Source organism: Candidatus Aminicenantes bacterium (assembly GCA_026393795.1).
GTDB lineage: Bacteria > Acidobacteriota > Aminicenantia > UBA2199 > UBA2199 > UBA2199.
Genome location: JAPKZL010000207.1, coordinates 1 through 6,393, shown reverse-complemented (window position 1 = coordinate 6,393; position 6,393 = coordinate 1). Strand labels below are relative to the sequence as shown.

The following is a 6,393-nucleotide window of genomic DNA, read 5'->3' as shown; positions in this document are numbered from 1 at the left end:
CATCGCCCTGTTGTTCCTGGTGCCGGCCATCATCTTCCTGACCGTCCTTTCGCTGGAACTCGGCATCGAAACCAACGAGACGAACCCGATCTCGCCCGAGCACGTGATCGTCTCCAAGCAGGGGATATCCTACATGCTCTGGAGCATGATCTACCTGGTCGGCGGCATGCTCTTCCTGGTGCGGCCGGTGGCGGTCTTTTACTGGCACCGCTACACGCGCGGGACGGTGCCCTACGCGGAGATCAGCGCCTGGTTTTCGGGATTTCTGCTGGTCAATGCCGTTCTGATCTGGCATCATTACCGCAAGGGCAGGAGATTGTGGCTGGCGCGGGAGCTGTGATTTAGGGTAGGGGCAGGGCTTGCCCCTGCCCCAGATTCCCTGTAAAAGGGTAACCGCAAGGGTTACCCCTACAAAAAAATCGGATTATTTCTTGTAGGTTGAAACCACTTTTGTCGTCAATCCCCCCCTGGGGGTGAACTCGGCTTCGACGACCATTTCCAGCGGCTGAACCTTTTCGACCAGGTGCGTCAGGATCAGCTTGGCCAGGTTCTCGTAGAAGATGCCGCTGTTGCGATATTGCAGAAAATAGTATTTCAACGATTTTAATTCGATGATCGTCTTGTCGGGCACGTAGGTGACGGTGACGGTGCCGTAGTCGGGCAGGCCGGTCTTGGGGCAAAGGGAGGTGAACTCGGGGTTGCGGATCTCCACCCGGGTATCCGCGCCCCGATTTTTGAAGGGGACGGTTTCCAAAACGTCGGCGCTGATGAAAGAAGCGTCCTTCCTGATCGCCTGCAAATACTCGTTGATGTCTTACAGGGTCATGAGCGCTCCTGGTCCGATTATGGGCGATTTTTTCTAGGCTGTCAAGAGAAAATCCGGCCGGAACGGCTTCTGGTAAAAGGAAAAAGCGGAAGAGGAAGGAAGTAGCGGATGTTCCTAAGGAGGGAGGGGGAGAAACAAGGTCCATCCCTTCCTTCCTCTTCCTATATTAGAAGGGGGTGTCGCTTTTAAATAGGATATACGTGCGCCAACGCCAAATGGTTTACTTTATTGGCACGCTTATTTGCGCCGTTTCGGCCCCTCGCCCCCCTTCGGGGGGACAGACAAACCAAATCCGCCAAAGTCGGCGGATGGTTTGTGCTGCTTGACAAAAACGGCGAATGCCGCTATGATGCGTCTTCAAAGGAGGACAGATGAAAAAAATCTTATTCGCGGTGTTTTTACTGGTGGCGTTCTCGGTTTTCCTGTCGGCGGATATCTATATCAAGACCAACGTGCATACCGACGCCTTCGAAATGATGGGCCAAAAGCAGCCGGCCAAGGACGAAAGCACCGAGCAGTGGGTGGGCAACAACCAGATGGCCATGGTCAGCAAAGACAAGGTCATGATCACCGACATGGGCAGGAATGTCATGTACATCATCAACACCAAGGACAAATCGTACGTGCAGACCGACCTGCCGCTGGACATGTCCAAGCTCGTGCCCAAGGAGGCCGCCGGCATGATGGGGATGATGAAGATGACCGTCAAGGTCGCTGCCAACGGCCAGACCCAGAAGGTGGGCAAATGGAATTGCAGCGGTTACGACGTGGACATGAGCATGATGATGATGCAGATGAAGATGAAGGTCTGGGCCACCACCGAGGTGCCTTTTGACTGGAAGGCCTTTTCCAAGATGTACTCCAACATGCATCCAAAGTCGGCGGAAGGTTTGTGCCGCCCTTTCCCCTGCGTTGTGGGGTGGCATCGTTAATTGCTTCGTAAAACTCAGCATAACGATGCGTACCTAAAGGAGAAGGGGCTCTCCGGAACGTTAAAAATAATACGGGTGTAGTTATATGAAATTCCCCCTCGCTTGTAGGAGAGGGGGACGAGGGGGTGAGGCTGGGTCTTATTCCCCGATGCTGTTCAGGATTTTTTTCAGGGAGAAGATCACGTCGTTGGGCGAAACGGGACAGCACAAACTATCCACCGACCTTGGTGGATTTAGTTTGTCTGTCCCGTGCAGCACAAACTATACCAACACTAGATATTTTTGGCGGTTTAAGGGGATTACCAAAAACATAGTGTTGGTATTTAGTTTGTCTGTCCCGTTATTACCCTTGATTGATTAGCTGAGTTTATTCCCCGATGCTGTTCAGGATTTTTTTCAGGGAGAAGATGACGTCGTTGGGCGAAACGGGACGGGTGGGATTGAAAAGCTGCTCGGCGTCCAGTGGGAGGATCTGGGCGTTGACCATGAATTTGATGATTTCATAGTTCTTGTGCAGCGGTGAAAGGTCAAGGCTCTCGACCGGGTTCGGCAGCGGCGTAAAATGCAGGGTATGCCCCCTGCTTTGCAGGTAATCGATGAGAGCCTTCAGGTTCACGGCGAAGGTCGCCCGGTCGGGGATGGAGAAGCGGTCGAAGCTGTGGTCGGGGCGGACGCCCATGATGCCGGCCGTGCAGGTCTTGATGATCTGCTCCTTGGCGAACGAGCCGTCGATGTCGGTGATGATCACCGGGGCGCTGCCCATCTCGATATAGCGGTCGAAATAATAACCGATCAGGGCCGCCATTTCCTCGCGGTTGATCTCGGCCTTGAAAAATATTTTTTTGAATTTTTCCGGCAGATTCATTTCCTGGAACCGGTCGTTGACGCGCTTCTTTTCCCCCTCCAGGAAGGGGTCGCCCGGCTTGAGCGCCAGCAGGCGGTCCAGGGTGACCAAGGCCAGGTCGAACTTGCCGTCCTTTTCGTAGATGGCGGCCAGGCGCAGTAATGCGTCCTGGTTGTACGGTTCATTCTCCAGGGCGGCTTCATAGAATGTCCGGCTGCGCGGCCACTGGTTTTCCTCGTAATAAAAAGCGGCGATCTTCAGGGTGATGGCCGTCATCTCGGGCGAAAAAAAGTGGGCTTGCTGCAGGCATGCGACATACTTTTCCTTGTCGCTGTTCTGATAGGATTCGGCCTGGCGCAGGCATTCCTGGGTCGAGCTGGTCTTTATGCTTTCATACTTGAGCTTCAGCCAGGTGTCTTCGGGAGCACGCGTCAGCAGGTCGGCGTAGGCCCGGAAGGCATCGGTCGTCTTGCCTTCGTACTCCTGGATCATGGCCAAGCCCATGCCGGCTTCCATGTTTTCCGGGTTCGTCGCCAACGCCTGGGCGAACTGGGCCGAGGCGGCGCTGTATTTCTGGCGCGCCAGGAAAACGTAGCCGAAGGCCGCCTGCTTCTTGTCCAGGCGCACCTCGCTGAGCTGGAAGGACTTGTAGGCCGCGTCGCTGTCCCCCTTCTGCAATTGTTCCCAGCCCTGGCGGAAATTGGCGTCGCTGACGTCGCTGCCGGGGAGGGCGGGCAAATGAAAATCGATTTTTGCCGGTTTCACGCCGCCGCAGGCGATGGTCAACACGATGAGCGTTGCAGGCAAAAGAGCTTTCATTGGACCACACCTCCGTGCTTTTCCCTGAATTTTAACATTTTTTCCCGGGAACTTAAAACGTCCGCCCGGATGAGGCCGTCGACGCGGTTGGTTTCGACGACGATCGCCCATTGGCTCAAGGCGTCCAGCTGCTGTTCGTCGGCGACCTCGAGCCGGTACGACTCGTAATCGGCGAAATAACTCCGGAATATAACCCCCTTCAGATCGCCGATTCCCAACCGCTCGCTGGCCGAAATATAGACTTCGCGCGGGTTCCGGCGGCCCAGCAAAGATTCCCGGTCGTCCAGCAGATCGATTTTATTGAAGACGGTGATGATCTTCTCCCGCTCGATGCGCAATTGCTGCAGCACTTTTTCGACTTCGTGTTTCTGACCGAGCCAATCTGGGTTGGTCAGGTCGATGACATGCAGGATGAGGTCGGCGTGATGCACCTCTTCCAGCGAGGCCTGGAACGAGGTGAACAGCTCCTCGGGCATGCTGCGGATGAATCCCACCGTGTCGGAGAGGATGAAGTAATAGCCGGGGTGAATGTCGAAAAGATCGACCCGGCGCAACAACGGGTCGAGGGTGGAGAACAATTTTTTCGAGATCGGGACGTCTTCCCCGCTCAGGGTTTTGAAGAGCGTCGATTTGCCGGCCGAGGTGTAACCGACCAGCGCCACCAGCGGCACCGGCAGCGCGTGGCGCCGCTGGCGCTGCAGGTCCCTGTTCTTGAGCACCGCTTCCAGCTTCTTGCGGATGCGGGCGATCCGGTCCTTGATCAGCCGGCGGTCCGTTTCCAGCTTGCTTTCGCCCGGGCCGCGGGTGCCGATACCGCCGCCGAGCCTGGACAATTCCACTCCCTTGCCGGTCAGGCGCGGCAGGAGGTAAAGCAGCTGGGCCAGTTCCACCTGCAGCTTGCCTTCGATACTACGGGCGCGGCCGGCGAAAATATCAAGGATCAGGCGGCTGCGGTCGATGACCTTGACGCCCAGGAAGTCTTCCAGGTTCCGCTGCTGCAGGGAGTTCAGTACATTGAAGAAAACGACCAGATTGGCGCCGGACGACGCCAGCTGGAGCTTGATCTGTTCGACCTTGCCCGGGCCGAGAAGGTATTTGCGGTCGGGGACGGGACGTTTTTGCCAGGTTTGCGCGACGACATCGGCCGCGGCCGTCTGGCAGAGCGCGGCCAGTTCGTTCATGCAGGCAACGATCTCCGTTTCACGCTGTTGAGATGAAAAGAGGCCGCAGATCAGGGCTTTTTCGCTATGCATGCGCGGATATGGCTGGCCATGGCGTCCAGGTCGCCCGGATCGAACCATTGGATGTCTTTTTCCTGCCTGAACCAGGAAAGCTGCCGCTTGGCGAACTGGCGGGAATGGCGCTGGATCAATTCCAGGGCCGTTTCCAGATCGGTTTCCCCGCGCAGGTGGGCAACGATTTCCTTGTATCCCAGCGCCTTGAAAGGGGGGCAGGCGGGAGGATGGCGCTTGAGCAGCGCCTCGACCTCGGCCACCAGCCCTCGTTCGATCATCCGTTCCACGCGGCGGTCGATCCGTTCGTACAATTTTTTCCTGTCCATCTCCAGGCCGATGCGGATGAACGCATAGGCGGAGAAAGGGGAGCGGGAATGCCGGAAGGCCTCGCTGGGGGGGAGGCCGCAGTGGCGATGGATCTCCAGCGCCCTGACCAGGCGCACCTTGTCGTGTGGGCTTATTTTTTCCGCGTAAACGGGATCGATGGCCTGCAATTCCTGCCATAGGGCCGGCCAGCCGTGAAGCGCCGCCTTTTCCTCCAGCTGCCGGCGCGTGGCGTTGTTTTTATTCTCGGCGAAGATGCCCTGGCTCATGACCCTCAAATAGAGCCCCGTCCCGCCGCATACCAGCGGAATCCGGCCGCGGGTATTGATCTTCTCGGCGGCGCTGAAGGAGAGCTCCAAGAATTTGCTGGCGTTGAATTGCGAGCAATCGTCGATAATGTCGATGAGGTGGTGGAGGATCTCCCGTTGCCGGCGCGGATCGACCTTGTCGGTGCCGATGTCGAAACCGCGGTAGACCTGGACCGAATCGGCCGAGATGATTTCGGCGCCGAATTTACCGGCCAGGGCGAAAGCGACCTGACTCTTGCCCACGCCGGTGGCCCCGAGAACCTGGATGAGGGGTTTCATCCGCCCAGGAGGAGAAACAGCACGACAAAGGCCAGTGCCAGGAAGGCGAGCTGCAGGCGCCGGCGTTTCAGTTTCCGGGTTCCCTGATCCATTGCAGAATCACCTTTTCATGATCTTTGCCCAGGTGGCGCTTGACCGCGTATATTTCGGCGTAAAGGATTTCCTCCAGGCCTTTGAGAAATTCCGTGCTGTGTTCCTCGAAACTCTCGTACCAGATGCTTTTCAGGACCGATTTTGCCTCGATGCAGCCCTCGGCCGTTATTTCCAGGTTGCGGAAACAGGCGGGGATCGATTCCATGATGGCGGTGATGGCTTCAAAAAGGATGGTTTGGGCGACCGGGCCGATCTCCTTGGACAAGACCCGGTAGATGTATTCGTATTTCCGGTTATAGTACCGCAAGGCATCTTCGAACGAGTTGAAGGTGGTTGGGGCGCAGCCGGCATTGGGGGTCGGCTGGCGCGATGGCTGCCGGCTGTCGCAGAGAAGGTCCAGCCGCAGCAGGCTGTAGAGGATTTTCAGGGTGTCGAAGCGCAGCAGTTCGCTTTTGGCGACGATCTCAACCAACGGGGTCGCCGTGGAGACCAGGGAGAGGATGTGCGTCTCGAACGGTTTCAGCTTGAGCGGGAAATGGTTCCGGCCGGAACCGGCAAAAAATTCCATATTTTCGCCGAAACGGCTCTCGATGAAAGGCTGGTCCTCGATCTGGCGAATGCCCTCGAGAATCGCCTCGGGTATGGACAGGTTGAGCACGATGTTTTCATTCTCGTTTTTCGGCCGGGCGATGATATCGTAGCGGCCGGCGCTAAGTGTAAAGAGCGAAAAAAC

At 56.9% G+C, this 6,393-nt stretch carries 7 protein-coding genes; 2 read left to right on the top strand and 5 right to left on the bottom strand.

Annotated features, from left to right (window positions below; all coding sequences use genetic code 11):
* Positions 1 to 340 (top strand): hypothetical protein (locus tag NTW95_10240; protein ID MCX6557791.1); only part of this gene is annotated, 340 nt, incomplete at its 5' end.
* An 84-nt stretch (positions 341 to 424) separates the two neighbouring features.
* On the opposite strand, the gene queF is transcribed toward NTW95_10240, so the two are convergent.
* Positions 425 to 754: a preQ(1) synthase gene (gene queF / locus NTW95_10235; protein MCX6557790.1), complete on the bottom strand. Its 330-nt coding sequence runs from the start codon at positions 752 to 754 to the stop codon at positions 425 to 427.
* A gap of 443 nt (positions 755 to 1,197) precedes the next feature.
* Between queF and NTW95_10230 the strand changes: the two genes are divergently transcribed.
* Positions 1,198 to 1,758 carry a hypothetical protein gene (locus NTW95_10230; GenBank protein MCX6557789.1) on the top strand — a complete coding sequence of 187 codons (561 nt, stop codon included), beginning with the start codon at positions 1,198 to 1,200 and terminating at the stop codon, positions 1,756 to 1,758.
* 367 nt (positions 1,759 to 2,125) lie between these two features.
* On the opposite strand, the gene NTW95_10225 is transcribed toward NTW95_10230, so the two are convergent.
* From NTW95_10225 to NTW95_10210, 4 genes are all read right to left on the bottom strand, one after another.
* On the bottom strand, positions 2,126 to 3,421 hold the full coding sequence (locus NTW95_10225; GenBank protein ID MCX6557788.1) for a tetratricopeptide repeat protein: 1,296 nt from the start codon (positions 3,419 to 3,421) through the stop codon (positions 2,126 to 2,128).
* A complete protein-coding gene (gene hflX, locus NTW95_10220) occupies positions 3,418 to 4,674 on the bottom strand; it encodes a GTPase HflX (GenBank protein MCX6557787.1) in 1,257 nt (418 codons plus the stop codon). The genes NTW95_10225 and hflX overlap by 4 nt, the downstream gene beginning before the upstream one ends.
* A complete protein-coding gene (miaA, locus tag NTW95_10215) occupies positions 4,653 to 5,567 on the bottom strand; it encodes a tRNA (adenosine(37)-N6)-dimethylallyltransferase MiaA (protein MCX6557786.1) in 915 nt (304 codons plus the stop codon). The genes hflX and miaA overlap by 22 nt, the downstream gene beginning before the upstream one ends.
* Before the next feature lie 67 nt (positions 5,568 to 5,634).
* Positions 5,635 to 6,393 (bottom strand): hypothetical protein (locus NTW95_10210; protein MCX6557785.1); only part of this gene is annotated, 759 nt, incomplete at its 5' end.

What these genes read in the sequence shown, in the direction of transcription:
- NTW95_10230 (MCX6557789.1), top strand. Translation starts at nt 1,198, where the DNA reads ATGAAAAAAATCTTATTCGCGGTGTTTTTACTGGTGGCGTTCTCGGTT.
- NTW95_10225 (MCX6557788.1), bottom strand. Translation starts at nt 3,421, where the DNA reads ATGAAAGCTCTTTTGCCTGCAACGCTCATCGTGTTGACCATCGCCTGC.
- hflX (MCX6557787.1), bottom strand. Translation starts at nt 4,674, where the DNA reads ATGCATAGCGAAAAAGCCCTGATCTGCGGCCTCTTTTCATCTCAACAG.
- miaA (MCX6557786.1), bottom strand. Translation starts at nt 5,567, where the DNA reads ATGAAACCCCTCATCCAGGTTCTCGGGGCCACCGGCGTGGGCAAGAGT.